Annotated in this window: 28 protein-coding genes and 1 pseudogene; 19 read left to right on the top strand and 10 right to left on the bottom strand. The window is 67.9% G+C overall.

The window, feature by feature from the left end; translation table 11 throughout:
* Positions 1–46 precede the first annotated feature (46 nt).
* The 3 genes from OHU89_RS48570 to OHU89_RS48560 all read left to right on the top strand — a co-directional run bounded on the left by OHU89_RS48570 (position 47) and on the right by OHU89_RS48560 (position 4,349).
* A complete protein-coding gene (locus OHU89_RS48570; RefSeq protein WP_405652817.1) occupies positions 47–2,407 on the top strand; it encodes an arylsulfatase in 2,361 nt (786 codons plus the stop codon).
* Positions 2,408–2,493: 86 nt separating this feature from the next.
* Complete coding sequence (locus OHU89_RS48565) at positions 2,494–3,297, top strand: formylglycine-generating enzyme family protein (RefSeq protein ID WP_405655007.1); 804 nt, start codon at positions 2,494–2,496, stop codon at positions 3,295–3,297.
* Positions 3,298–3,377: 80 nt separating this feature from the next.
* Positions 3,378–4,349 carry an ABC transporter substrate-binding protein gene (locus OHU89_RS48560; RefSeq protein ID WP_405652815.1) on the top strand — a complete coding sequence of 324 codons (972 nt, stop codon included), beginning with the start codon at positions 3,378–3,380 and terminating at the stop codon, positions 4,347–4,349.
* A 483-nt stretch (positions 4,350–4,832) separates the two neighbouring features.
* Here OHU89_RS48560 and OHU89_RS48555 read toward each other — a convergent pair whose 3' ends face one another.
* Both OHU89_RS48555 and OHU89_RS48550 read right to left on the bottom strand, forming a co-directional pair.
* Entirely contained in the window at positions 4,833–5,528 is a 696-nt protein-coding gene (locus tag OHU89_RS48555) for an NAD-dependent epimerase/dehydratase family protein (protein WP_405652813.1), read from the bottom strand.
* Positions 5,529–5,530: 2 nt separating this feature from the next.
* Positions 5,531–6,205: a TetR family transcriptional regulator gene (locus OHU89_RS48550; protein WP_405652811.1), complete on the bottom strand. Its 675-nt coding sequence runs from the start codon at positions 6,203–6,205 to the stop codon at positions 5,531–5,533.
* A 137-nt stretch (positions 6,206–6,342) separates the two neighbouring features.
* On the opposite strand from OHU89_RS48550, the gene OHU89_RS48545 reads away from it, so the two are divergent.
* Entirely contained in the window at positions 6,343–7,101 is a 759-nt protein-coding gene (locus tag OHU89_RS48545) for a glucose 1-dehydrogenase (RefSeq protein ID WP_405652808.1), read from the top strand.
* A 597-nt stretch (positions 7,102–7,698) separates the two neighbouring features.
* Here the strand turns inward: OHU89_RS48545 and OHU89_RS48540 are convergent.
* Positions 7,699–8,028, bottom strand: a complete 330-nt coding sequence (locus OHU89_RS48540) for a cupredoxin domain-containing protein (RefSeq protein ID WP_405652805.1) — start codon at positions 8,026–8,028, stop codon at positions 7,699–7,701.
* Positions 8,029–8,235: 207 nt separating this feature from the next.
* Between OHU89_RS48540 and OHU89_RS48535 the strand changes: the two genes are divergently transcribed.
* From OHU89_RS48535 to OHU89_RS48490, 10 genes are all read left to right on the top strand, one after another.
* Positions 8,236–8,502 carry an SHOCT domain-containing protein gene (locus OHU89_RS48535; protein WP_405655005.1) on the top strand — a complete coding sequence of 89 codons (267 nt, stop codon included), beginning with the start codon at positions 8,236–8,238 and terminating at the stop codon, positions 8,500–8,502.
* A gap of 28 nt (positions 8,503–8,530) precedes the next feature.
* Entirely contained in the window at positions 8,531–8,776 is a 246-nt protein-coding gene (locus OHU89_RS48530) for a DUF2933 domain-containing protein (protein WP_405652802.1), read from the top strand.
* Between the two features lie 42 nt (positions 8,777–8,818).
* Complete coding sequence (locus OHU89_RS48525; protein ID WP_405652800.1) at positions 8,819–9,094, top strand: hypothetical protein; 276 nt, start codon at positions 8,819–8,821, stop codon at positions 9,092–9,094.
* Entirely contained in the window at positions 9,094–9,801 is a 708-nt protein-coding gene (locus OHU89_RS48520) for a methyltransferase family protein (RefSeq protein ID WP_405652798.1), read from the top strand. The genes OHU89_RS48525 and OHU89_RS48520 overlap by 1 nt, the downstream gene beginning before the upstream one ends.
* A 6-nt stretch (positions 9,802–9,807) precedes the next feature.
* Complete coding sequence (locus tag OHU89_RS48515; protein ID WP_405652796.1) at positions 9,808–10,119, top strand: hypothetical protein; 312 nt, start codon at positions 9,808–9,810, stop codon at positions 10,117–10,119.
* Positions 10,116–10,847, top strand: coding sequence for an ABC transporter ATP-binding protein (locus OHU89_RS48510; RefSeq protein WP_405652794.1), 732 nt, complete (start codon positions 10,116–10,118; stop codon positions 10,845–10,847). The genes OHU89_RS48515 and OHU89_RS48510 overlap by 4 nt, the downstream gene beginning before the upstream one ends.
* Complete coding sequence (locus OHU89_RS48505; RefSeq protein WP_405652793.1) at positions 10,844–12,337, top strand: ABC transporter permease; 1,494 nt, start codon at positions 10,844–10,846, stop codon at positions 12,335–12,337. The genes OHU89_RS48510 and OHU89_RS48505 overlap by 4 nt, the downstream gene beginning before the upstream one ends.
* A gap of 174 nt (positions 12,338–12,511) precedes the next feature.
* Positions 12,512–12,916 (top strand): cupredoxin domain-containing protein, encoded by a 405-nt coding sequence (locus OHU89_RS48500; RefSeq protein ID WP_405652791.1) that lies wholly within the window; start codon positions 12,512–12,514, stop codon positions 12,914–12,916.
* Between the two features lie 53 nt (positions 12,917–12,969).
* Complete coding sequence (locus tag OHU89_RS48495; protein ID WP_405652789.1) at positions 12,970–13,386, top strand: DUF6153 family protein; 417 nt, start codon at positions 12,970–12,972, stop codon at positions 13,384–13,386.
* A 92-nt stretch (positions 13,387–13,478) separates the two neighbouring features.
* Positions 13,479–14,111 carry a DUF305 domain-containing protein gene (locus tag OHU89_RS48490; protein WP_405652786.1) on the top strand — a complete coding sequence of 211 codons (633 nt, stop codon included), beginning with the start codon at positions 13,479–13,481 and terminating at the stop codon, positions 14,109–14,111.
* A gap of 355 nt (positions 14,112–14,466) precedes the next feature.
* On the opposite strand, the gene OHU89_RS48485 is transcribed toward OHU89_RS48490, so the two are convergent.
* A complete protein-coding gene (locus OHU89_RS48485) occupies positions 14,467–14,832 on the bottom strand; it encodes a hypothetical protein (RefSeq protein ID WP_405652784.1) in 366 nt (121 codons plus the stop codon).
* A gap of 460 nt (positions 14,833–15,292) precedes the next feature.
* Between OHU89_RS48485 and OHU89_RS48480 the strand changes: the two genes are divergently transcribed.
* Positions 15,293–15,955, top strand: coding sequence for an HAD family hydrolase (locus OHU89_RS48480; RefSeq protein ID WP_405652782.1), 663 nt, complete (start codon positions 15,293–15,295; stop codon positions 15,953–15,955).
* Here the strand turns inward: OHU89_RS48480 and OHU89_RS48475 are convergent.
* Positions 15,936–16,172: pseudogene (locus OHU89_RS48475) on the bottom strand (transcriptional regulator); the annotation flags it as partial. The gene OHU89_RS48480 and the pseudogene OHU89_RS48475 sit on opposite strands and share 20 nt — an antisense overlap.
* Before the next feature lie 273 nt (positions 16,173–16,445).
* On the opposite strand from OHU89_RS48475, the gene OHU89_RS48470 reads away from it, so the two are divergent.
* Together OHU89_RS48470 and OHU89_RS48465 are read left to right on the top strand one after the other, a co-directional pair.
* A complete protein-coding gene (locus OHU89_RS48470; RefSeq protein WP_405652780.1) occupies positions 16,446–17,237 on the top strand; it encodes an IS5 family transposase in 792 nt (263 codons plus the stop codon).
* 58 nt (positions 17,238–17,295) lie between these two features.
* The gene (locus OHU89_RS48465; protein WP_405652778.1) at positions 17,296–17,640 is read left to right on the top strand and encodes a hypothetical protein; all 345 of its coding nucleotides are present in this window, start codon (positions 17,296–17,298) and stop codon (positions 17,638–17,640) included.
* A 10-nt stretch (positions 17,641–17,650) separates the two neighbouring features.
* Here the strand turns inward: OHU89_RS48465 and OHU89_RS48460 are convergent, their stop codons facing one another.
* The 4 genes from OHU89_RS48460 to OHU89_RS48445 all read right to left on the bottom strand — a co-directional run bounded on the left by OHU89_RS48460 (position 17,651) and on the right by OHU89_RS48445 (position 20,947).
* A complete protein-coding gene (locus OHU89_RS48460; RefSeq protein WP_405652776.1) occupies positions 17,651–18,196 on the bottom strand; it encodes a hypothetical protein in 546 nt (181 codons plus the stop codon).
* A gap of 164 nt (positions 18,197–18,360) precedes the next feature.
* On the bottom strand, positions 18,361–19,857 hold the full coding sequence (locus OHU89_RS48455) for a caspase domain-containing protein (protein ID WP_405652774.1): 1,497 nt from the start codon (positions 19,855–19,857) through the stop codon (positions 18,361–18,363).
* A complete protein-coding gene (locus OHU89_RS48450) occupies positions 19,854–20,213 on the bottom strand; it encodes a hypothetical protein (RefSeq protein ID WP_405652772.1) in 360 nt (119 codons plus the stop codon). Before OHU89_RS48450 ends, OHU89_RS48455 begins: the two co-directional genes overlap by 4 nt.
* 536 nt (positions 20,214–20,749) lie before the next feature.
* Positions 20,750–20,947: a hypothetical protein gene (locus OHU89_RS48445; RefSeq protein WP_405652770.1), complete on the bottom strand. Its 198-nt coding sequence runs from the start codon at positions 20,945–20,947 to the stop codon at positions 20,750–20,752.
* A gap of 410 nt (positions 20,948–21,357) precedes the next feature.
* Between OHU89_RS48445 and OHU89_RS48440 the strand changes: the two genes are divergently transcribed.
* Both OHU89_RS48440 and OHU89_RS48435 read left to right on the top strand, forming a co-directional pair.
* Positions 21,358–22,041, top strand: a complete 684-nt coding sequence (locus OHU89_RS48440; RefSeq protein ID WP_405652768.1) for a hypothetical protein — start codon at positions 21,358–21,360, stop codon at positions 22,039–22,041.
* Positions 22,042–22,278: 237 nt separating this feature from the next.
* On the top strand, positions 22,279–22,509 hold the full coding sequence (locus OHU89_RS48435) for a hypothetical protein (RefSeq protein ID WP_267013482.1): 231 nt from the start codon (positions 22,279–22,281) through the stop codon (positions 22,507–22,509).
* A gap of 200 nt (positions 22,510–22,709) precedes the next feature.
* On the opposite strand, the gene OHU89_RS48430 is transcribed toward OHU89_RS48435, so the two are convergent.
* On the bottom strand, positions 22,710–23,228 hold the full coding sequence (locus OHU89_RS48430; protein ID WP_405652765.1) for a pyridoxamine 5'-phosphate oxidase family protein: 519 nt from the start codon (positions 23,226–23,228) through the stop codon (positions 22,710–22,712).
* Positions 23,229–23,246 lie beyond the last annotated feature (18 nt).

Below are 23,246 nucleotides of genomic sequence, written 5' to 3'. Positions count from 1 at the left end.
CAAGAGAGTGTGACATTTCCCCGCCGGTCACGAATCGGAGAAATACATGACTCAGTTCGACGCCGGTCGGCACATCCTTCCGCGGCCGGACACGCGTCGGCCGTTGACGACCGCGCTGGACATCCACGACCAGGAGACGCCTTTCACCCCCATCGGGCCGATCCCTCCGCCCGAGGGTGCCCCGAATGTGGTGATCGTGCTCGTCGACGACCTCGGGTTCGGCACCTCGAGCGCATTCGGCGGACCGTGTGAGATGCCCGCCGCGGAACGGCTCGCCGACGACGGGCTGCGCTACACCCGCTTCCACGTCACGGCCCTGTGCTCACCAACCCGACAGGCCCTGCTGACCGGACGCAACCACCATTCGGTGGGCATGGGCGGCACCACCGAGATGACCACCGCGGCCCCCGGCTACAACGGATTCCGGCCACGCAGCGCGGCGACCATGGCCCAGATCCTCCAGGGCAACGGCTACAGCACGGCGGCCTTCGGCAAATGGCACCAGACCCCGCCCCGGGAGATCAGCGCGGTCGGCCCCTTCGACCGCTGGCCCACCGGCGAGGGCTTCGACACCTTCTACGGCTTCATGGGCGCCGAGATGAACCACTGGTACCCGCTGCTGTACCAGGGCACCACACCCGTCGAGCCGGACCGCCGGCCGGAGGACGGCTACCACCTCTCCGAGGACCTCGTCGACCACGCCATCGACTGGGTACGCACCCAGCGCACCCTGACCCCCGGCCGCCCGTTCTTCACCTACCTCGCCCTCGGTGCCGCGCACGCGCCCCTGCACGTCAGCCCCGAATGGCAGGAGAAGTACCGCGGACGCTTCGACGACGGCTGGGACCAACAGCGCGAGGTGACCCTCGAGCGGCAGAAGGAACTCGGCGTCGTACCCCCGGACACGGAACTCGCACCCTGGGCCGAGGGCGTACCTCACTGGGACGAGCTCACCGACAACCAGCGCCGGCTGTCGGCCAGGTTCATGGAGACGTTCGCCGCCTTCACCGAACACGCCGACGTACAGGTCAACAGGTTCCTCGACGCGCTGGAGGAACTCGGCGAGCTGGACAACACGATCATCCTCTACATCCTCGGCGACAACGGCGCCTCCGGCGAGGGCGGCATCGAAGGCACGATCGTCGAGCACCGGCTGGGGCACGGCATCGTCGACGACCCGGACGAGATGATCGACCACATCGACGAAATCGGCGGCCCGCTCAGCTACCCGATCGCCCCCGCGGGATGGGCACTTGCGCTCAACACCCCCTACCAGTGGACCAAGCAGGTCGCCTCGCACTTCGGCGGCACCCGGGACGGCATGATCCTGCATTGGCCCCGCGGGGTCACCGAGCGCGGCGGGCTGCGTCACCAGTTCTCGCATGTGATCGACGTGCTGCCGACGATCCTGGACTGCGTGGGAGTCCCGGCGCCGTTCAGCGTCGACGGGGTCCCGCAGCAGCCCATCGAGGGCGCGAGCATGCATCGGACGCTCACCGACCCCGAGGCGCCCGAGCACCGCCGTACCCAGTACTTCGAGATGTGCGGCAACCGGGGCATCTACCACGAAGGCTGGATGGCGGTCACCCGGCACGGCATTCCCTGGGAGATGGTGTCGGACGAGGACCGGAAGTTCGCGGACGACGTCTGGGAGCTGTACGACCTGAGCCGGGACTGGAGTCAGTCGCACGACCTCGCCGCCGAACACCCCGAGAAGCTGCGCAGCCTGCAGGACCTGTTCCTGATCGAAGCGGCGAAGTACCAGGTGTTCCCGCTGGACGACCGCGTCACCGAGCGGGAGAACCCGGCCATGGCCGGCCGCATCGACCTGCTCGGCGACCGCACCTCCGTCACCTACCGCGCGGGCATGCGCCGGTTCACCGAGGAGACCACCCCCAACGTCAAGAACCGCTCCCACAGCATCACGGCCGACGTCGAGCTGCCGGAGACAGCGGCCGAGGGCGTACTCATCGCGCAGGGCGGCCGTTTCGGCGGCTGGACCCTGTACTTCACCGAGGGCATGCCGGCCTATGCCTACAACTACTTCGGTATGAACCTGTACACCGTGCGTGGTGATCGGCCGTTGGCGCCGGGACGGCATGAGGTGCGGCTCGAGTTCGACTACGACGGCGGAGGGCTCGGCAAGGGCGGGACCGCCGTACTCCTGGTGGACGGAGAGAAGTACGCGACCGGACGGGTCGACCAGACCATCCCGTACTACTTCTCCTTCGACGAGACACTCGATGTCGGGGTGGACCTGAGCACACCCGTGACCGACGACTACCCCGTACTCGACAACGAGTTCACCGGGACCCTGCACACGGTGCGCATCGACCTGGAAGCCCAGGGTGCCGAATCCGCCGAGTACGACGGCGGACTGCACCGGCGCGTCATGGGGGCCCAGTGAACTGTTGCGCACCCTCCGGCGGCCGGGGAGCGGACCGGCTGCCGGCATCCGGGCAGTCCACGGGCCGCCCGGCGGCCACCGAGGGCATGGTGGCCGTCCCCGCCGGCGAGTTCCTCATGGGCAGCCAGGACGCGCTCGCCTACCCGGCCGACGGGGAGGGCCCGGTCCGCACGGTGCACGTCGACGCCTTCTGGATCGACGCCTGCACGGTGTCCAACGCGCAGTTCGCGCGCTTCGCCGCAGACACCGGGTACCGCACCTCCGCCGAGCGCATCGGCTGGTCGTTCGTCTTCGCCGGACGGCTCCCGGACGACTTCCCGCCGACCCGGGCAGTGGCAGCCGCTCCGTGGTGGCGCCAGGTCGAGGGCGCCGACTGGCGGCGTCCCGACGGACCGCACTCGACCTGGGAGGACCGAGCCGATCACCCGGTCGTCCACGTCGACTGGGACGACGCCCGCGCCTACTGCGCCTGGGCCGGCAAGCGCCTGCCCACCGAGGCGGAGTGGGAACGCGCCGCCCGGGGCGGACTGCACGCCAAGGTGTTTCCCTGGGGCGACGAGTTCGAGCCGGGGGGCCGTCCCCGGATGAACGTGTGGCAGGGCGACTTCCCGAACCGCCACCCGACGGCCGACGGCTGGTACGGCACCTCTCCCGTCGACGCCTACGAGCCGGGTGGCTTCGGCCTGTACAACGCCACCGGCAATGTCTGGGAATGGTGCGAGGACCCCTTCACCCCCTCCCCCGGCGGACAGGAGCGCGTCGCCAAGGGCGGCTCCTACCTCTGCCACGCCTCCTACTGCCGCCGCTACCGGGTCGCCGCGCGGCAGGGGCTCTTCCCGGACTCGGCAACCGGCAACGTGGGTTTCCGGTGTGCCCTGGACATGACGTGACCTCTTTCTTCGATGCCCTTTTCTTCGACTCCCTCACTCGGACAACGGCGCGATCTCCCCGGCGCACAAGGAGCAGAACCATGGCGAAGCGAACAAGGCAGTGGCGTTCCGGCGCGGCGGGGATGGCCGTACTCGGTCTCACCCTGACCGCCTGCGGCGGAGCGAAGATCGGCGAGAACTCCTCCGGGACGGACACCGCCTCGGGCAAGTGCGGCACCGTCAACCTCGCGGTCAGCCCGTGGGTGGGTTACGAGGCCAACGCGGCGGTCATCAAGTACGTCGCGGAGAAGGAACTCGGCTGCAAGGTCGTCACCAAAGACCTGAAGGCGGAGATCAGCTGGCAGGGCTTCGAGACGGGCGAGGTCGACGCCATCGTGGAGAACTGGGCCCACGACGACCTGAAGAAGAAGTACATCGACCAGCAGAAGATCGCTGTGAACCTCGGTGCAACCGGCAACAAGGGAATCATCGGCTGGTACATCCCGCCGTGGATCGCGAAGAAGTACCCGGAGATCACCAACTGGAAGAACCTCAACAAGTACGCCGCCAAGTTCAAGACCTCGGAGTCCGGTGGCAAGGGGCAGCTCCTCGACGGCGACCCGTCGTACCAGACCAACGACGAGGCCCTGGCGAAGAACCTCAAGCTGGACTTCAAGGTGGTGTACGCAGGCAGCGAGACCGCGCTGATCCAGGCCTTCCGGGACGCTGAGAAGAACAAGAAGTGGGTGATCGGCTACTTCTACGAGCCGCAGTGGTTCCTTTCCGAGGTGCCGCTGGTCAAGATCGACCTGCCCAAGTACACGGATGGCTGCGACTCGGATCCGGCCAAGGTCGCCTGCGACTACCGCGTGTTCGATCTCGACAAGATCGTCAGCTTGAGGTTCGCCAAGTCGGGCAGCCCGGCCTACGACCTGGTCAAGAACTTCACCTGGACCAACGACGACCAGAACACCGTCGCCAAGTACATCGCGCTCGACAAGATGACCCCGGAGGCGGCGGCGAAGAAGTGGGTCGAGGCGAACCCTGACAAGGTCAAGGCCTGGCTCGGCTAGGGACCTCTGATGGATCCGCGGCCGAAACAGCGTGGTGCCCCTGCTCGTATATCTGGGAAAGCGTGCCGACGCCGCCGCGACGATCAACCAGAAGAAGCCGCGAGCGCGAGTTCTTCGTCTGTACCGTAGGAGATCTGCCGTGGCCCGGCGGCAACGCTGCGGCGACCGCTGGCACGGGGCGTGCTTGACCGCGAGATCCGCAGAGCGGCCGGGTTCGCCGGGCCATGCCCCTCGGCGGATCACCCGGGTCGCGCTCGATCCTCTCGGCTTCCGGCAAAGCCGGTACGTTCATACGGATCACCGTTCCGCGCAGCGCGGCCCTCGGTTTCTCACCACCGCCCATGAGGCGCGCGCCGCCGTCGGCTGCACGGCTGGTGTCGGCTCTACCGGACCATGGCTCGAGCCGAGCCGCAGCTGCGGGTACCAGGCGCGCGTGCCTGCGGCGGCGCCGCTGATGCGAGGGCGTCGAAGATCGGCGCAACGTCACCGCTCAGGGGAGTGCCGGGTGGCGATGGGGATGCCGAGGCGGTTGATGTCGGGGCTGTGGAGGACGTGGGGGCCGTGGCCGTCGAGTGCCACGACGGCGATCATGGCGCCTCCCAGCTGCTCGGTCGTCGTCGTGTGCCGGGGCGCCAGCCGGCGCAGGGCGGGGTAGAGCCATGAGGTGAGCCGGTACAGCCGGCGGTAGGCCGCCGTTTTGGAGACCGCGCCGAGCCGGGGGCGGATGTATCCGGGCCTGAACAGATAGGTGTGGAACGGCATGGCCAGCAGTGCGTTCTCGGTACGGCCCTTGACCCTGGCCCACATCGAGCGGCCGGCCTCCGTGCTGTCGGTCCCTTCGCCCGAGACGTAGACGAAGGTCAGGGAGGGATTGTTCGCGCTCACCGCCCGTGCTGCGGCCATCGTGTAGTCGTAGGTGATCCGGGTGTACTCCTCTTCGCTTCGGCCCGCCGCGGAGACTCCGAGGCAGAAGAAGCAGGCGTCCAGGCCCTCGAACCGGCCCTGAAGCGGCGTGAAGTCGGTGAAGTCCAGGTGTACGACCTCGCGGACCTTTGGATGGCGCAGGTTCAGCGGTGTGCGTCCGACGACCAGGATGTCGTCCACCCGTGGGTCCTGGAGGCAGGCGTCGAGCACACCGTGCCCCACCATGCCGGACGCTCCGAAGACGGCGACACGCATGGTCACCCCTCCGCCCTGGCCAGGGTGCCCGCGATCAGGGTGGCCAGCATCTCTTCCAGCGTGGTGGTGAAGTCCATGCGCAGGGCGGCGAGCGAGGGGTCCGCCTCGTAGGCGGCAAGCATGGACGCGGAGGGCCGGGCGTGCGTCCACACCGCGCCGGTCACCATGACAGCCTGCGCGCACAAACCGTCGGCCCTCTCGCCCAGTTCGGGCAGATGACGGCGGGCCAGGACGGCCAGGGCGGCGACGTTGCCGAGGGCGGAACGCTTGTAGCGGGCGGCCACCTCGGCGGAGACGTTGTGTTCCAGAACGCCGGCCTGGGCACTGAGCAGGTCGCACAGCACGCGGTGCTGCGCCAGGGAACGGGTCAGGATGGCGGCGAACGCCTGAGCGCGCTCGCGCACCGGGGCGTGCGGGGTGATCACGGCGTCCAGCTGCGCGGGGAGCTGATCTGTCCACTGCCGCCAGCGGTGGTCCAGGAGTTCCAGCAGGATGGCCTCGCGTGATTCGAAGTAGCGCAGCACGTTGGACTTGGCCAGGCCCACGCGCCTGCTCAGCTCGTTCAGGCTGACCGCGCTGACCGGCATCTCGTCGAGCATCGCGGCCGCGGTGTCGAGGATCGCCCGCTGCCGGATCTCGCGCTGTTCCTCGCTGCGTGCCCTCTGGAAAGTTGCCATGCGCCCATATTACAGACTGCCGGTCTTTTGACATCAGACTGCCGGTCTCTTACCTTGGAGGAGCAAGAGACCAGCGGTCTGCTATTTCGGATCGTCGGCCGTACACACCGTCCAGCACGTGAAAGAGGTCCACCGTCATGAGCGTTTCCAGCGTCGCCCTGGTCACCGGAGCCACCACCGGCATCGGCAAGGAGACCAGCCTGGCCCTGGCCCGCGCCGGCCACGCCGTCGTCGTCTCCGGCCGCCGCAAGGAAGCAGGCGAAGCCGTCGCCCGCGAAATCCGCGACCACGGCGGCGAAGCCGCCTTCATCGCCGCCGACGTCAACACTGAAGAGGGAGTCGCCGCCCTGATAGCGGCCACCGTCGAGCAGTTCGGCCGGCTCGACGTCGCCGTCAACAACGCCGGCGTCTCCCTCGACACCGGCCGTCTGGCGGACGAGCCCACCAGCCGCTTCCAGCAGATGCTCACCACGAACGTGCTCGGCGTCTTCTGGGGCATGAAGTACCAGATCCAGCAGATGCTGGCCCAGGACACCCCCGGCGGCGCCATCATCAACCTGGCCTCGATCGCCGGCCTGGGCGGCATGCGCTACGCGGCCAACTACTCCGCCACCAAGCACGCCGTGGTCGGCCTGACCAAGTCCGCGGCGCTGGAGTACGCCACCGACAGCATCCGCATCAACGGCGTCGCCCCCGCAGCGATCAAGACCGACATCCTCAGTACCGCCATCGAGGCCGGCACGTGGGACGAGGCCACCATTGCAGCCCTCCAGCCGGTCAACCGGATGGGCCGCCCCACCGAGGTCGCCGATGCCATCACCTGGCTCGCCTCCCCGCAGGCATCCTTCGTCACCGGAACTATCCTCAACGTCGACGGCGGCTACAAGGCCCAGTAAGACGCTGTCACCACCGGCCAAGAAGCAGCTCCCGACCCGCACACCGAGGAACGCACCAGCTGCGACGGGCACCGGCCGCCTGCCGGTCGGCCGACATCGCAACGGCCACGACGCCCCACTCGCAGCCGCTCTGGGGCGTCGTACGCACCCGAACCGCTACCGGTTGCTCGGCAAGCGGTTTCTGCCCCCGCTAGTTTGTGTGCTGTGGACCACGATGACGAGAACGAGGCCCGTGTACGTCACAGCGAGCGCTGCACTCGGTGGGACGTGTTCGAGATCGAGATCGACGGACCGTCGCACGGCAACCCGTTCACCGACGTCGAACTCGCTGGATCCGCGGAGGCTGCGCCTGACCCTCGTAGCCGGGCGGAGCCACACCACCCTCTGCCAGGCGGCATCCCATCGGCCTGATGCCGCGTTGGGTGCGGCTCTTGGCTCATACAAGATTTTCGTAGCCGTTGATCGATTCGGCCGGGCCGTGACATCCCTCTGTGTCAGCGGGATGCTGCCTGTGTGCGTCGAGCAATGCTCAAGACCTGTGGATCGGGCTCGGGTTGGGACGCGAAGGGCGTACCTTCCCGAGTGATCGATTGAAGGTCACCGAGTAGGCCGGCGTTCGCAGCGCCGGCTGAGATGCACGGTGGTACGCGCATACGCCGGAACCCCGGCGCTGACCCGCAGGTCGGGGAAGACGACCCGGGAGGTGCACTCCCCGCTCTCCTGCCGGTCGAAGACCAGCTCCACCGGAACCCCCTGGCGGACCTTGATGACGTCGGGGCTGTAGCCACCCCGGACGGTCACCTCGACCCGCTGCATCCCTCCCTCGATCAGCGCGGTGCGGGCCCTGCGCGGGCCGAAGAAGAACCAGCCCAGACCGGCGATCAGCACGGCCGCGGAGACCACCACGACGACATCGGCAACATCCATGGCAGATCGGCCTCCCTGCGTGTTCACTCCCTCCAGCCTCGCTCGCGGCTACCCCAACCAGGTAGGGGCTGACCGGCCCCCCGCCCGGGGACCGGTGGTCCCTGTGCTCTCAGGCCAGAACGGGAGGACGCTGGAAGCAACACAAGAGCGAGGCCGGACAGCGCGGGCCCGCGCCTGCCGCCCGGGTGACCTGGGGACGTGATGGTGATGATGTTCTGGTACGACCACGACGTCAGCGGATGGGGCTGGTTCGCGATGTCGGCCAGCATGATCCTTTTCTGGGCGTTGATCATCACCGCCGCCGTCCTGCTCTTCAGGGCCCTGGGCCGCCCCCACGAGGACACGCACAGCCCGGCCCATCCCTCGCCCGAGCAGCTGCTCGCCGAGCGGTTCGCCCGCGGCGAGATCAACGAGGAGGAGTACCAGCGCCGCCTGACCGCCCTGCGCTCCTCGGGCCCTCTCACCAAACACTGACCCGCCCTCCCAAGGAGGAGGCCCCGCCATGAGGAACAACCGGAATTACGGCCTGTACGCGATCGCCCTTGCCATCGCCTTCGTCGGCGCCCTGGTGCTCGGCATGCCCGTGGGGAGCCTCGCCCTCCTCGCCATCGTCGTCGCCTGCCCGCTGATGATGTTCTTCATGATGCGCGGCATGCACGGTGGCCACGGCGGTGGTGACCAGCACACCGACGACAGCGATCCGCTGGGCAAGCACGACCACCACCAACACCCCGGAGGCCGGCTGTAACCGGCAGGATCCCCGGCTCGACGGCATGGCTATGAGAACGCCATGAGCGCCGTGATAGCCATTTCGATCGGCACGCTGATCCTGGCGGGCGTGGTCTACGACATCGCGCGCGTGATCACGCCGGACGAGCCCCGCTGCCCTCCCCTGGCACGCCTTCGGGGTCGGCGCGCCGCTCTGGAAGACGCTGAGCGATGGTGCGTCGGCCTGCGCCTGCACGGCCGGATCGACGCGTCCACCTACCAGCACCGGATGAGCAGCCTCGCCCGCAGCCGACGCAGACCAGTCACCAATCGCACAGCCTCAACGAGGAGGACGTGATGGCGGATGCCGCATACGGCCTGTGGCCGCTGGTGGTGCTCAACACCCTGCTGTTCATCGTCTTCGCCGCAAGCTTCTTCCACCCGAAGAGCAAGCGGGACTGGCGGGCGATGGGCGCCTACAGCGCCTTCCTGGTGGCGTTGTTCACCGAGATGTACGGCACCCCGCTGACCATCTACCTGCTGGGCAGCTGGCTCGGCAACCAGTTCCCGCTGCTCGAGGACACCCACGCAGGCGGTCACCTGTGGAACGACCTGACCGGCTGGACCGGGGATCCGCACATGAGCCCCTTCCACCTGGCCAGCTACGTCGCCCTCGGCGTCGGCTTCTGGCTGATCGCCGCCGCCTGGAGGGTTTTGCACGAGGCTGCCCAGCACGACCGCCTCGCCACCACCGGCCCCTACGCCTGGGTGCGCCACCCGCAGTACGACGGCTTCCTCCTCATCATGATCGGGTTCCTGCTGCAGTGGCCCACCATCCCCACCATGATCATGTTCCCGGTCCTGGTGTACGTGTACGCTCGCCTCGCCCGCAGCGAGGAACGCGAGGTCGCCGACCGGTTCGGCGAGCAGTGGACCGCCTACGCCGCCGGCACCCCCGCCTTCTGGCCCAGGAGGCCCCACAGGACGCCGCCCGCCACGAAGCACGGCACCCCCCGCACCCCCGGGTCCGCACGCGGACCCGACTCACGAGCCACGCGGAGGTGACCTGGCATGGAAGCCCTCGGCTGGACTCTGATCGTCCTCGGCGACCTGGCCACCGCCGCGTGCGCGGTGCATCTCACCCGGCGCCACAGGCGCGACCCCGCGCACCTGGTCCGCTTCATCCACCGCACCGCCCCCGTCCTCCTCGCGGCCGGTCTGCTTCCCCTTCCCGCACTCCTTGCCGCTGACGCGTCCGCGGCAGCCTGGGGTCTGTGGGGCGCCACCACCATCACCGCCGCCCTGGTCTACGCCTACGCCGACACCCTCCGCGACCTGCCGCCGCACGCACGGGCGGCATCCCCGACCGGGAGCGGGCCGTGAGCGGCCGGGACCGGCGGGAAACACCGAACAGCGGTCCCAAGCCGACCGATGCACCGCACACCAGCGTGATCGAACCCATCCGGCCGAGCGCCGCTCGCGCGGTCCTGGAGGCAATCGGGGTCGAGAAGACCTACCGGCACGGCCTGTGGCCGGCCTCGCGCCGGATGCCGGTGCTGCGCGGCGTGGACCTCACCCTGGCCCCCGGCGAGGTGGTCGGCCTGGTCGGGGAGAACGGCTCGGGCAAGAGCACCCTGATGAAGATCCTGGTCGGTGCGCTGGCCGCGGACGCGGGCACCGTTATCCGCAGCGGGCGGCTGGGCTACTGCCCGCAGGAGCCGATCGTCTATGAGCGCCTCACCTGCGACGAGCACTTCGAGCTGTTCGGCCGGGCTTACCGCCTGTCCCAGGAGGCGGAGCGGCGCTCGCGCAAGGACATCTACGCCTCGCTCGGCTTCGAACGCTACGCCGGCACCCGTGCGGACCAACTGTCCGGCGGGACCTTGTCCAAGCTGAACCTGGGCCTGGCGCTGCTGGCCGACCCCGAGGTGCTGCTGCTGGACGAGCCGTACGCAGGCTTCGACTTCGACACCTACCTCAAGTTCTGGGACCTGGTCGGCCGGCGCCGCGAGGCGGGCCGCTCCGTGCTGATCATCAGTCACTTCGTGACCGACCAGGAGCGTTTCGACCGGATCGTTCAGCTGCGGGACGGGCGGGCGGTGCCACGGTGACCGCCGCGCCGTTCACCCGCCGGTTCCTCATCGAGGCCGCCCGGACCCCGGTCAACCTGCTCGTGCTGGTCCTGGTCCCGGTGGCGTTCGTGGTGGTGGCCGCCGGACCGATGGCGGATGCCGCCGAGCTGCTCGGCGGCCCCGGCGGTCCCGCGGTGCAGACCGCCACCGCCGGGTGGGCCGCCTCCTTCATCGCCGCGATCGCCATGTACTTCCAGATGCGCGGCGCCCGCGCGGCCGACCGCCGCCTGGTCCTGGCCGGGCTGGCCCCCTCCCGTCTGGTCGCCTCCCGTATGACCACCGGCCTGGTACTGGCGCTGCTGGCCGCCGCCGCTGCCCTGCTGGCCCTTCAATTGCGGACCGGACTCGGCGACGATCCGGGGCGGGTACTGGCCGGGACGCTGATGTTCGCGGTGATCTACCTGGCGATCGGTGCGCTCATCGGCGTCCTGGTCGCGAACCCGGTCAACGGCACCGTGCTGGTGCTGTTCGTGTGGATTCTGGACGTGTTCTTCGGTCCCGCGATCGGCGCGGCGGACCGGCCGGTGACCCGCATCCTGCCGACCCACTTCGTGACCCTGTGGATGATCGACCTGCCCTCCCAGCACGCCGGCCGGATCGGCGATCTCGGCTGGGCCCTGGCCTGGGCCGTCGCGGCGGCTGCCGTCGGCTGGACGGTGATCACGGCCACCAGCCGCGTCGCCCGGCCCCGCCGCCATGCCGGACCCGGCTCGGCCCTTGACCAGGTGGCGGCAGGCGTGCGGATGGGCCTGCGGGAGACGGGGCGCAACCGCGTGCTGTGGGCGCTGCTCGTCGTCGTGCCGGTGCTCTTCGTCCTCCTCGCGGTGGCCACCACCCCCGACGAGTTCACCTCCATGACGGTGCGCGAGCACGGCCGCGCCCTCTCCCAACAGGTCTGGCTCCCCGACGTCCACGGCGGCACCATGGCCCCGATCGCCATCGCCTCTCTGGCCACCCTTGCCGGACTGTTCACCGTCCTGGGCGCCCGCTCCGCCGACCAGCGCCTGGCCCTGGCCGGCTTCCGCCCCGGCAGCCTGCTCGCCTCCCGGCTGTCCGTCGTCACCCTGCTGGCGCTGCTCGCGACCGCCGCGTCCCTCGCCGTCACCGCCACCGTGTTCGATGCCCGCCAGTGGGGCCTCTACATCGCCTCCAACACCCTCATCGCCCTCACCTACGCCCTGATCGGCGTTCTGATCGGCCCGATCTTCGGCCGCGTCGGCGGCGTCCTCATCGCCTTCCTGGTGCCCTTCCTCGACATCGGCATCGAGCAGAGCCCGATGCTGCACTCCCAGCCCCCAGCCTGGGCCCACGCCCTGCCCGGCTACGGCCCCGGCCGCGTCCTCATCGACGCAGCCCTCACCCCCACCTTCGACGAAACCGGCGCCCTGCTCCTCGGCATCGCCTGGCTTGGCGCCCTCACCGCCGCCGCGGCCCTCCTGTTCCGCCGCGCCGCCACCGCGCCCGGCTGACACCCACACCCGCGCCCGTGTTGCGCCGGGCCCCACGCCAGCGTTCAGGCGAACAGGCGATGCGGACGGCGGTACTGCCATGGCGAGCGCCGCCTTGGGCGGCGAGCCTGAGTGCGATGGCGGCCCGACGGCCGCGCTCTGACCCCACAGCCCTCGCCTGAAAGGCCGCCCCACATGTCACCCACCCATCCGCACCGGGGCCGTGCCGCTCGCGCCGTGGCAGGTGTGTTCGCCCTGCTCGCCCTGGCCAGCTGCTCAAATGGCGGCAACGGCACCGCCCCCGCCACCAGCCCCTCATCCGCCGCAATCAGTGACGGCACCGGCACGGCGCGCGTCGTGATCGAGAACTTCACCTTCAGCCCGGCGGATCTTCACGTACGCCCCGGTGCGAAGATCACCGTCGTGAACCGTGACTCGGCCGCGCACACCGTGACCGCCACCGGGGACAAGACGACGTTCGACACGGGCAACATCACAGGCGGCGCAACAGTCACCTTCACCGCTCCGTCCAAGGCCGGCAGCTACTCCTACGTCTGCACCATCCACCCGAACATGAAGGGCACCCTCACCGTGCGCTGAGACCACGGCTGCAACGCCGCGCACCTGGCCCCGGCCGCGCCTACGATGACGCTGTGAGTCCGAGCACGCCGACGTCGTCTTCGTGGCCGCAGTCGACGCTGGGGCTGCGGGCGCTGCTGGTGCTCACGGTGCTGGTCTCGCTTGTGGGCATGCACGGCCTGGCGTCCGCGGACCCGGTCCCCTCCGGACACACCGGGTCGCATGCCGCCCGCCCTATGGCGGTGGCTGAGGCCGATCAGACGTACGCGTGCCACACCGATGACTGCGGCAACGCAGATCGGCACGCAAGCCACGCGGACCAGATGTGCGCCTCGGGGGCGATCCCCGGCCCCGCCGTGATCCCGGCCCTGGCCGCCTCAGTACCCAGCGGTGTCGCCACGGCAGCACAGCCCCTCACCCCCGTGCTGTATCAGACCGCAGGCGGACGCGCTCCGCCCTCGCTCGCCGAACTCCAACTCCTGCGGATATAGGAAAACGCCCTGCGGCACGCCGCCCTCATACACGGGCCGGTCGCCGCGTCCAGGTATGCCCTCATCCCCTTCCGACCCCAGGAGCCCCCACCATGAACGCGAACGCTTCCCTGACCCGCCGTACCGCCCTGGCCGCCACGGCAGCGGCCGCCGCGCTCGTCCTGGCCGCCTGCGGCGGCAACGGCGACACCGGCACCGCCGACACCTCTCCCGGCACCACCACGTCCGCCTCCGTCCCGGCAGGCGAGCACAACCAGGCCGACGTCACCTTCGCCCAGGGCATGATCCCGCACCACCGCCAGGCCATCACCATGGCCAACATGGCCGAGACCCGGGCCTCCTCCAGCAACGTCAAGGCCCTCGCCTCACAGATCAAAAAGGCGCAGGACCCGGAGATCGAGACCATGTCCACCTGGCTGAGGGCCTGGGACGAGAAGGTCCCCCAAGGCATGGACGGAATGGACGGCATGGATCACGGTGATGCCTCGTCCATGCCCGGCATGATGAGCAACCAGCAGATGGACGACATGCGAGATGCCTCCGGCAAGGCATTCGACACCATGTTCCTGACCATGATGATCGAGCACCATGAAGGCGCCGTCGAGATGGCCGAGACCGAGAAGCAGCAGGGCGCCTACAGCCCCGCCAAGGATCTCGCCGACGACATCATCACCGCCCAGACAGCGGAGATCACCCAAATGCGGAAGATGCTCGACACGAACTGATCCCGCCCCCGGCGGGCGGCTCCGCCGGGGCGCTCCACCCAGGCCCTCTTACCTGATCAATTACCCGTTCCACCAGGACGCCCGTGATCAGACTTTCCGCCCCGCCCCGGAGCCAGAAATACCGCTCTTGGAGAAACGCGAAGCACCTCGCATGATCAAACCCGGGGTAGCCAGCTGCACTTCCTGGAAGATGTACGCGCCAGCACCCGCGAACTCATCCGAGCCCAGCGCCTGCTGGACGCCACGCTTTGGCCACTGCTCATCGGAGGCTGCCACATCGTTCGTGACACCCAAGTGGCCATCACACGGGCCGGAAACTGGTTTGGGTGCGGCTCTTCTGGAGTGAGTCCGCCGGTCAAGCCAGGAGTTGCTGGTTGTGCTGGTCGGGGCGAGGGTAGAGGCGTTCGCGTTCTCTGTGGGTGTGGAAGATCCAGTACTGCGGGAAGTCGCCGTTGCTGATGAGGGCCCGGAGGGTAAAGACGGCTTCGGCCCCAGGGACGGTCCACCTGCTGCCGGTGATATCGAGCCGGTCAGCCACCAGATGACGTGCGGCGCCTTCGACGATGCCGCTGGCGATCGGCCATCCGGCCGCGAGTGCCTGGTCGTAGTGAAGATAGGCGGCGTCGTTCTCCAGGTAGCGGCAGGCCCGGTCCGCTGGCCCGTTGATCTGTGGACAGGCCCAGCCGGTCGGCTTGGGTGCGGATGCCGGTGACGGCACCAAGGGCGTCGCCGGCCAGGATCCGGGCGGCCTTGGCCCCGACCCAGGTTTCGGCGGCGGGATCGGTGGCGGTGTGGAAACACCGCGAGGCCGCCCACAACTCCTCGATCACGTGGACGATGTCGAGGACGACATGGATGGTGACGCCTCGTCGGGCTACCTCCGCATGGATCAACTCTAGCTGGAACTCAGCGCCGTCGACCAGGACCACCCAGCACCGGCGGTGCTGCGGGTCACGGGCTTCTGCCTCGTCGAACGCGGCGGCGATAGCCTGTTCTGCGTCCCTGCGGCAACCGACGAAATGGACCCCCCGTGGGGCGGAGTACGCGGAGCGGGTCCGCGGGCACGCAACGTGACTCTGCGCATCGATACAACTGGGATCGGTGCCGGGAGAGGTCACAGTCGCACCGTCGCCCCCAGCCACCCGAAGGGACCTTTTGCGCTGCCCCGCTGCCCTGCCGTCATGATTCGTGCAGTGGTGTTCGACGTCGGTGAGTGCCTGGTGGACGAGACCCGGGAGTACGGGGCATGGGCTGACTGGCTCGACGTGCCCCGGCACACCTTCCACGCGATGTTCGGCGCGGTCACCGCGCAGGGGCGCGACTACCGTGAGGTGTTCCAGGAGTTTCGGTCCGGCTTCGACCTGTACGAGGAACGTGAGCAGCGGGCAGCCGCTGGGCAACCGGAGACGTTCGGCGAGGACGACCTGTACGACGCAGTTCGCCCCGCGTTGGCGCAACTGCGCGTGGACGGCTTGTGGCTGGGCATCGCGGGTAACCAGACCATCCGGGCCGGCCAGCTCCTGCGGGAGTTGTTCTCGCCAGACGTCGATCTGATCGGCACCTCGGACGACTGGGGTGCTAGCAAGCCGGACCTCGAGTTCTTTCGGCGTGTGGCCAAGGTCGTCCCCTTCAGCAACGACGAGGTTCTGTACGTGGGCGACCGTGTCGACAACGACTTGCGGCCAGCAGTGGCCGCAGGGATGCACACCGCCCTAATCCACCGAGGTCCGTGGGCGACGATTCAGTGGCGGACCGAGGAAGCCGAAAAGCTCCCGACGTTCCGCGTCGAGAGCCTCTCCGAGCTGTCCGATCTGATCAAGAACTTCAACGGCTCAACGCACTGACGGTCGTCGACCAGCCGTACAACCGGTCGTCGAGATCCCGTACACATCGTTCGTGCTGGTGCGGCGCTAGCGTGCGCCGCACCTCCCGAACCCGATCCATGCCCGTCGCGTACCAGGTCCGCTCCAGCTGATCGAGAGCCCGGAGCGCATACCCGCACGCCTCTTCCAGCCGGCCCGCGGCCGCCTCGACTGCAGCAAGGTCCCCAAGGACAACGGTCAGTGACTGTTGTCATTCCGATCTTGAACAGTGTTGGTCGAACGGGAGTCTCGTTCAGGTGATCGCGGCGAGTGCCGGGCATGGAGAACAGGGCCCCTCGGTAGCTGGATGGGTGTCTACGCCAACAAGCTGTCCAGGAGGCCCTGTTGTCGCATTTGTACGCCCTCGGGCCAGTCGGGTCCAGTTCGGGTCACCCCGTCGTGCGACTGCCTCGCGCACCGGTTCGGGAACGCCGCGGACAACGGCACGCGCGAGCGGCGCTATCCCACTGACATGACGGACGCGGAGTGGGCCGTGGTCCGTCCGCTGCTGCCGGTGCCGGGCTGGATGCAGGGACGCGGCGGTCAGCCGGAGGCGTACTGCCATCGGGTGATGTTGGACGCGGTGCGTTATCTGGTCGACAACGGAACCAAATGGCGGGCGATGCCGTCCGACTTCCCGCCGTGGGATCGGGTCTACGCCTTCTTCCGCCGCTGGCGCGACCAGGACCTGGTCACCGAGTTCCACGACCGGCTGCGCGGCAGGGCCCGTGAAAAGGCGGGCCGGGATCCGGAGCCGAGCGCGGGCGTGATCGATTCCGAGTCGGTCAAGGCGGACGCCGTCGTCGGCGCCGACAGCCGTGGCTTCGACGGCGGCAAACTGATCAACGGCCGCAAGCGCCACGCCGTCGTCGACACCCACGGCCTGCTACTCGCCGTGCAGGTCACCCCCGCGGACTCCGGCGACCGCGCCGCCGCACAGACCCTGCTCGCGCGGGTTGTCGACGCGCACCATCGGTTGGAGTTGGTCTGGGCCGACGGCGGCTACACCGGCAGCCTGATCGGGCACTGCCTCACCGCGTTCGCTCTGGTCATCGCGGTCGTCAAACGCAGTGACGACATGCGCGGCTTTGTGGTCCTGCCCAAGCGGTGGATCGTCGAGCGGTTCTTCGCCCACCTGATGCGCACCCGCCGCCTGGCGCGCGACTTCGAGCGCCGCACCAGCAGCGCCGAGGCGATGATCCACTGGTCGATGACCCTGCTCATGACCCGCCGCCTTGCCCGGCCACGCCCCTCGCGAGGGTGAACCGGTCCGCCGCTGGGCTGTTGGCCCAAGCCAGGTTGGCACCTGAGATCATTCGCCCATGAGCTACGACCTGGCCGTGTGGGACGGAGAGCTGCCGTGCGGCGACGAAGCCGGCGCTGTCTTCGACGAGCTTTACGAGCGCTACCTCGATTCTGACGACGAGATCGCCGAGCTGTCGCCGCGCATTGAGGCCTACGTCGAGGCACTCGTCGAGCGGTATCCAGATGATGTCGCCGGCAGCCCGTGGGCGTCACCGCCCGTCATGGGCGAGGCCTCGGGCCCGATCGTCTATCTGCTCATGTCCTACAGCAGGGCGGAGGAAGTCTCCGAATATGCGGCTGCCCTGGCACGCGAGCACGGACTCGTCTGCTACGACCCCCAGGGAGAGACCCTGCGGGTCTGACGGTGGCCGTTCACAATCCCTCGCCTTGTCCGGCCACGCCCTGCGAGAGCGAGAACCTACCCGGCACCGGCTCGACCAGCCACCCCCGGGCCACCATCCGCTTCGCCTTCGACCGCAACGCCTCCACCTTTGCCGGCACCACCTCCAGGCCGAAGCAGACGGCCATCTCCTGGCAGGAAAGCGGACCTTGACCAAGTCGGTGGCGGTCGGCAAGGACTCGCAGGATGCGTTGGTAGTCCACCGACAGCGCCGACCAGGCCAGCCCCGCACGCCACATCGGCACTACCGACTTCGACTTCGCTGATTCCGAAGCCCCGGCAGGCACCGGCTGTTCACCGCCATCCGACAGATCCACGGCGACATCAGGACCGGCGACGTCACCCTCGTCTGGGGCCAGGACCTCGGCGACACGCGAGCAAGCAATGACCCACTCGTTCCAATCCCGCTCGGCCACGGCCAACTCGGCCTGGATCCGATCGGCCTCCTCTCGCAGTTCATCCACACGACGGCGAGCGGCGCATTCGCGCTGTTCCAGCAGTCCCACGACCGACGGCATCCCTGACCTCCACCAGAGCGACGACACAACAGGTCACCACTGCAACGGAACCGCCTCCCCTATGCCTGACCAGCGGAATTGAAGTCCTCAAGCTCGGAAAGACAACGTCTTCTTAGGGTTTCACCCGGGGCGCGAGTAGGTTCATCAAGTCAGACACTCCCGGGCTATGCCGTCATCAGGCAGCTGTGCTGTGCGGATGTGTTGATCTCGTCTGAACTATTGCGAAGCAGACAGCGGAGCTTATTGGTTCCGCTCAGGGAGAGGAACGGGCCAGGCTCACTGCCGTCGCTGTCCTGCATGGCCGAGAAGACATCGATCAGGTTGAGGTGTCCCGCGGCTCCGGGGATGCCAGCTTGCAGCGTCTTGAGTAGTTTGGCAGTGAAGGCGCCGTGGTCGCCTACTACGTACGCCTGTGTGGTTCGGCCTGCCGAGCAGAGGGTGTAGACGTCGGCCATCGCAGTGGAGAAGGCATCGGTCAGACGGCCGCCGTAGCACGCGTCAGCGATGACGACGTGTTCACGTGCTCTCGACTCACCGAGGATTCCTGCGAGGACCGAAGCGGGTGCCGCAGTGTAGGAGAGTCGGTCTGTCCGGCTTCCCTGTGTCAGGAGAGCCAGATCGCCATTGTGTGAGATGGCGCTGTGGCCTGAGTAGTAGACGAGGAGCAGGTCTTCGGCGTCTTCGGCAGCGTCCCCTACGGGCCCGAACAAGTCGGCCGGCGTGGCGGGATCGAGGACGAGGGTGCAGTGCTCGGGGGCGAATCCGAAGATTGTTGCGTCGAGGAGTGTTCGGCGGATCGCTAGGGCGTCGTTTCGGCTGGAGGGGAGTTGGGTGAGTCTGTCGTCGTCGTAGGTGGCGCAGCCGATGACGACGGCACGTGATCGGCTGAAGTCGAGCTCGGGTACGGCAGGTTCGGCTAGGGACGCTCCGTAGGCGCGGTTGCGTGTAAGGGAAAAGTCGCCTGCCTCCTTCTTATTGCACTGCTCTGGGAGCGGGAACTTGGTTGCGCGCATCCGCTTGCGTACGTCGCCGTAGATGTCGGTCATGCGTAGCAGTGGGCCAGCCGTTGGGATCCCGCTCTTGAGGGTGTCCAGGAGGTAGTCGGTGAACGCGCTGTAGGTGTCTCCGTCCGGGGCTTTCGAGCGCCGGTGTTTCGGTGCTGACGTCAGGCAGTACAGACCTTCGACGGCGAGCTGGTCCTTGACCAGCTGCGATGGGTCCGACATGAGGTCGCTGTGTGCGCGGCCGCTGTAGCAGCAGTCGAGTACAACGACTTTGGTGGAGGCTCCAGATTGCTTGATGATGTCAGCAACGTAGGAGAACGGCAGGCTGGACCACGGTGCCTCGGGTTCGCTACCGGTGAGAGTCAGGTGGAGTTCACTGTTCTCCCCGGACAGCTGGCCATGACCGCTGTAGTAGACCAGCAGGATGTCCTCGGCATCTTCAGCTGCCTGTTTGAGTGGCTGCATGATGTCTGCTGGCGTCGCCGGGTCATCGACCAACCTCACGTGCTCGGAGGTGAAACTGCTGAGCTCAGGATCGGTGAGCACCCCTGCAAGCCCGCGGATGTTGTTGTACGAGTGGGGGATTTTTTCTAACATTCGGTAGGTGGCGGTGCCGATTAGTACGGCACGGGCGGCCCCGTTCGGTAGCCGGGTCATGCCTCGGGCTTGCCTTCAAGCTCGCGCAGGATGCGGCTGGCGATGTCGTCTGGGTCACGCAGTCGCGAGGCGTCGATCTCAACCTCCTTCTCGCCGCTGCGCACGCGGATACGGACGCTGCGGCGCCGAACTCCGGCCCAGGTGCCGATGGACGCGGCAAGCGCGGTCAGGACTCCTTGCGGCTCCATGAGCACCTGCAGTGCCTCGAGGACCGGTCCCATGTCCCCGCTTTCCGTGGGCGCGTTCCGGCCGGAGATCGTAGCCCCTCTGAGTTCGTCATCATCGCGCAGCCACTTCTCCAACTGCCGCAGCTCGTAGGCTGCTTCGTCGCCGTTCAGGCCGATCTCGACGATCACGATATTCTCCCCCACCTTCACCTGCCGGAGCACAAAGGGTAGTCGGGGTTTGATCGTCCGTCTGGAAGAACCTGAAGAGTCGCTGGGCGGAAACCGAGAGCGGCAGAGGCGACGCAGCTGGCGCGGATGGGGCGCGGCGCTGGTGCGCGGCCATGTACCTGCCGACGGAATGATCAGCGCGGTGCAAATTCCAGAAGCGAGACCTTGGCAGTCTCACCACGATGTGTGGCATCTGTACGGCGTTGACCGTGAGATAACGGCACGGATCGTGCGATCCCACAACGTGTTTAGGTTCTCTCCGCTCGTGTTGGAGGCGGCCTTCCTGACCTGCGAGTTCTCCTGCAGTCTCACGAAGTGTCGGACGCTGGAGTCTCACGCTCGTGTCGGATCCTCGACAGTCCATGCTGATCAGGACGGATCGCCGGTCCTGTGACCTGTCCTGTCCTGTCCTGTCCTGTCCTGTCGCAGTGAGCCTGTCAGGTGGCGAGTCTCTGACCTGCTGGGGTGCCAGATGAGATCACGGGAGGCCGCTGTTCTCAACCGATGTGGCTTCCGCGGAAGTCCCGTTCGCGATAGAGGCAGAAGCGCCGGTAGAGAGGGTCCTCGGTTCCGAGGGTGGTGTAGATCCGGGCGAATCGTCGGCCCAGTTCGGCGGTCGTGGCCAGATAGAGCTCTTTAGGGACGATGGTGTTCGTCGGCGGGTCGAGGACCAGGGTGGCTAGTACCACGATCACGGGGAAGGCCCCGAGGTGGTCTCGACCGCCGCCTTGCCCGTATTCCGGTGTGCGCGGCGGCCGTTCCTTGTGGGTCAAACGACCGGCACACTCAGCGACCGAGCCGGGCTACTGTGCCCGCCGTACGGGGCTGACAGCAGAACGCAGGTGGGGGCGGGTGTGTCGGTGCACTCGGCTTTAAATCTTCCACCCAAGATCCGTAAGGTCATGTACACGATAAATGCAGGCCACGCAGTTCAACCAACTGAAAGCCGATGCTGCATACCCGCTGTGGCGAGGGAGAACAGAAGCGGCCGCATCCTCAACGGTGCGGCCGCTTCTCTTCGACGTTCAGTTTCCCAGTCATAGCCAAGAACGCGTCGACAGACTGGGCTGGCCTGGGCAGGCGACTACTACGTGGAGCAGGTCGGATGAGCAGCAACGTACTGACCATGTACGGCGGGCCGAGACGAGTCGACGGCCAGGGTCAGGAGAAGGTGGCGGGCATGGTCAGCTTCTCCGACGGGTCGGGTCCGGCGCCGTCGGCCGTGTACGTGGAGCGCGAACTGCCGCCGGGAGGCACGTCCGCGTACCGTGCGGCCCGGGGCGGCGGGGCCCGTTCCTTCGCCCTGTGGGCCGACGATCAACGCCGGGAGCGGGTGGCCACCGTGGTGACCCTGTCGGCTGGCGGCGGCGTCGCGAGGTTTCAGGTGCTCGGCGCGCACGGCGAGGTCATCGGCACGCTCATGCGCGAGAAGGCGCTCCGCGGCAGGGGCCTGCGCACCCGCTGGACCGTGCACCAGCCCGGCGGCTTTGAAGCGGTCGGCTTCAAGGGGAGGATCGTATGGTGGTGGATGTGGTGGCTCTTGCTGCCCCTGATGACGGTGGTCCTCGTGATGAGCGTCTTCGACAGCGTCCCTGGCAACGAGGGCGGTTTCGCACGCGCACCCCGGCGCATCCGGTGGCGCGCGAACGGGCAGGTCCCGCTGGAGTTCAGGTCCAAGGGCGACAAACTGCACGTACACGCACCCGGTGTGGACTGGCGGCTCGGGGCCGCGCTGATCGCCCTCCTGCGCAGCTTCAACGCCGGCGCATGGGACTCGGTGAAGAAGTGACCCGGGGGACGACGCTCCCGCGCGGTGCGTGCTGTGGCGGCGGAAGTTGGTGTTCCGGGGCCGCGCACCGCAGAACGGGGCCTCATGTCTGAGCAGTGGCCAGCCCAACGCCCGGCGCCAAGTCCCTTGCCCGGTCCGCCCGGCGGGTACGGGCCGCCACGGTTCCATGAGGTCAGTGCCGGGTATCGGCGTTGGGCCGGCGTCCTGCTCTGGCTCGCGATCACCGTCGCGGCTCTCATGGCGGTCGCGTTCGTAGCCAGCATCGTCTTCCTGGTGAAGGCAGACGCGGACGTGGACAACGCCGCCTACGGCTATCTCGCGCTCTTCCTCTGGTTCGGGATCGCCGCCGCGATCCCGGTGCTGCTGGCGCTCGGTCTCCCCGCAATCGTCATGAAGCGGCGTGTACGGCAGCAGGAGCGGCTGGGCCACGATGCTGTGTACCGAGGATTCAAAGCCGGCGAACAGTAGTCGAGCGGGCCACGGTGCCAGCACACTGATCCCGGACGGTTCGCGCTACCCCTCAACCACCCCAAGGGGTGACCGCCTGACGTGTCCTCTCCTTGTGAGCCTGTCAGGTGACGAGCCCCTGACCTGCTGCGGTGCCAGATGGTTTGAGACCGCCGCGAACCGATGTTCTCAACTGATCTCGTTCGCTCACGGGCCCGGCGTCACGTGCCGGTGAGCTTGTCGAGGTCGGGGGCGTAGACGGTCATCCAGTGCGGGTTCAGCCGGTAGTAGACGACCTCACGGTTCCAGTCGAAGGCGTCGTCGCCGTAGAAGTCCTTCAAGTAGGCGAGGAGTTCTGGCCAGTCTGCCATGGTCTCGGCGTCCTCAGGGTTCAGCTCCTCCACCGTGCCGTGGGTGAACACGCCGAGGTCCTCGCCGCGCATGTGCGCGACGCTGGCGGCCGGACGGGCCGCGAGATGACGGGCCTTGGCGGCGTTGCGCGCCGTGCCGAAGTGCCACCGGCCGTGCAGGAAGTGCCCGTCGGCGCCGCTGATCCGCGGTTCACCCTTTGCGGTCACCGTGGAGAGGGCGAGCGTGCACATGCCGGTGAGGACCCCGGTGAGCTGCGCCGCCGTGATGGTGCGGCCCTCCACAATCGAGCGGAGGTGTGCAGTCGACCCAGAGAGGGAGGAGTCGAGGAGCAACTGGAGCTTGTCGAGTTCTTCTGGGGTTTCGCGCATACGTCCATCGTCAGCCGT

The organism is Streptomyces sp. NBC_00019 (assembly GCF_045041015.1).
In the GTDB taxonomy this organism is placed as follows: domain Bacteria; phylum Actinomycetota; class Actinomycetes; order Streptomycetales; family Streptomycetaceae; genus Streptomyces.
Note: the sequence above shows the minus strand (reverse complement) of the source record. Positions and strands in the feature narration are given on the sequence as shown.

What these genes read in the sequence shown, in the direction of transcription:
- OHU89_RS48435 (WP_267013482.1), top strand. Translation starts at nt 22,279, where the DNA reads ATGGCGGTCGCGTTCGTAGCCAGCATCGTCTTCCTGGTGAAGGCAGAC.
- OHU89_RS48565 (WP_405655007.1), top strand. Translation starts at nt 2,494, where the DNA reads ATGGTGGCCGTCCCCGCCGGCGAGTTCCTCATGGGCAGCCAGGACGCG.
- OHU89_RS48555 (WP_405652813.1), bottom strand. Translation starts at nt 5,528, where the DNA reads ATGCGTGTCGCCGTCTTCGGAGCGTCCGGCATGGTGGGGCACGGTGTG.
- OHU89_RS48460 (WP_405652776.1), bottom strand. Translation starts at nt 18,196, where the DNA reads ATGCCGTCGGTCGTGGGACTGCTGGAACAGCGCGAATGCGCCGCTCGC.
- OHU89_RS48465 (WP_405652778.1), top strand. Translation starts at nt 17,296, where the DNA reads ATGAGCTACGACCTGGCCGTGTGGGACGGAGAGCTGCCGTGCGGCGAC.
- OHU89_RS48500 (WP_405652791.1), top strand. Translation starts at nt 12,512, where the DNA reads ATGTCACCCACCCATCCGCACCGGGGCCGTGCCGCTCGCGCCGTGGCA.
- OHU89_RS48570 (WP_405652817.1), top strand. Translation starts at nt 47, where the DNA reads ATGACTCAGTTCGACGCCGGTCGGCACATCCTTCCGCGGCCGGACACG.
- OHU89_RS48520 (WP_405652798.1), top strand. Translation starts at nt 9,094, where the DNA reads ATGGCGGATGCCGCATACGGCCTGTGGCCGCTGGTGGTGCTCAACACC.
- OHU89_RS48440 (WP_405652768.1), top strand. Translation starts at nt 21,358, where the DNA reads ATGAGCAGCAACGTACTGACCATGTACGGCGGGCCGAGACGAGTCGAC.
- OHU89_RS48455 (WP_405652774.1), bottom strand. Translation starts at nt 19,857, where the DNA reads ATGACCCGGCTACCGAACGGGGCCGCCCGTGCCGTACTAATCGGCACC.
- OHU89_RS48545 (WP_405652808.1), top strand. Translation starts at nt 6,343, where the DNA reads ATGAGCGTTTCCAGCGTCGCCCTGGTCACCGGAGCCACCACCGGCATC.
- OHU89_RS48530 (WP_405652802.1), top strand. Translation starts at nt 8,531, where the DNA reads ATGAGGAACAACCGGAATTACGGCCTGTACGCGATCGCCCTTGCCATC.
- OHU89_RS48560 (WP_405652815.1), top strand. Translation starts at nt 3,378, where the DNA reads ATGGCGAAGCGAACAAGGCAGTGGCGTTCCGGCGCGGCGGGGATGGCC.
- OHU89_RS48540 (WP_405652805.1), bottom strand. Translation starts at nt 8,028, where the DNA reads ATGGATGTTGCCGATGTCGTCGTGGTGGTCTCCGCGGCCGTGCTGATC.
- OHU89_RS48470 (WP_405652780.1), top strand. Translation starts at nt 16,446, where the DNA reads ATGACGGACGCGGAGTGGGCCGTGGTCCGTCCGCTGCTGCCGGTGCCG.
- OHU89_RS48480 (WP_405652782.1), top strand. Translation starts at nt 15,293, where the DNA reads ATGATTCGTGCAGTGGTGTTCGACGTCGGTGAGTGCCTGGTGGACGAG.
- OHU89_RS48490 (WP_405652786.1), top strand. Translation starts at nt 13,479, where the DNA reads ATGAACGCGAACGCTTCCCTGACCCGCCGTACCGCCCTGGCCGCCACG.
- OHU89_RS48550 (WP_405652811.1), bottom strand. Translation starts at nt 6,205, where the DNA reads ATGGCAACTTTCCAGAGGGCACGCAGCGAGGAACAGCGCGAGATCCGG.
- OHU89_RS48525 (WP_405652800.1), top strand. Translation starts at nt 8,819, where the DNA reads ATGAGCGCCGTGATAGCCATTTCGATCGGCACGCTGATCCTGGCGGGC.
- OHU89_RS48535 (WP_405655005.1), top strand. Translation starts at nt 8,236, where the DNA reads ATGATGTTCTGGTACGACCACGACGTCAGCGGATGGGGCTGGTTCGCG.
- OHU89_RS48515 (WP_405652796.1), top strand. Translation starts at nt 9,808, where the DNA reads ATGGAAGCCCTCGGCTGGACTCTGATCGTCCTCGGCGACCTGGCCACC.
- OHU89_RS48430 (WP_405652765.1), bottom strand. Translation starts at nt 23,228, where the DNA reads ATGCGCGAAACCCCAGAAGAACTCGACAAGCTCCAGTTGCTCCTCGAC.